This is a genomic window from Streptomyces hirsutus (genome assembly GCF_001418415.1).
Taxonomy (GTDB): domain Bacteria; phylum Actinomycetota; class Actinomycetes; order Streptomycetales; family Streptomycetaceae; genus Streptomyces; species Streptomyces hirsutus.
The window spans coordinates 653-1,111 of the sequence record NZ_LIQT01000691.1; the positions used below are offsets into that span (position 1 = coordinate 653).

Below are 459 nucleotides of genomic sequence, written 5' to 3' on the forward strand. Positions count from 1 at the left end.
CGACGCAGCCCACGCGTGGGCGGACCGGCTGGCCGTCCCGCTGCAGCCGAGGAGCAGCACCTGCGCCGCACATCTCGAGGAGTGGGCGGAGGCGCTGGGTGTCCTCCAGGCCGTGGAGATGTGGCAGCTGCACGGCAGCTGGCTGCAGGCGCACCGTGAGGCCGTCTCGCCCCTCGTCGCAGACGCCATCGCTGCGGGTGAGGGCATGCCGGCCGAATACCTCGCGTGGGCCCGGGACACCGTGAGCCAGGCGCGGAGCGCGCTCGCCGAACTGATCCCGCCCGGGACCGCGCTCGTACAGCCGGCGGCCCCAACGGCGGCTCCCCCGCCCGGTCCGGCCGTCACCGGCATGGCACTGCGTACCGCGACCGTGCAGCTGATCTGCGCCGCGAGCGTGGCGGGCCTGCCGGTGCTGACCCTGCCCGGAGTGCAGAGCCCGGCCGGCCCCGTCGGGCTCAG

General features: G+C 75.8%; 1 pseudogene. It reads left to right on the plus strand.

Going from position 1 to position 459, the window contains the following annotated elements:
- Positions 1-459 (plus strand): annotated as a pseudogene (locus tag AOK11_RS45950) (amidase family protein); the annotation flags it as partial.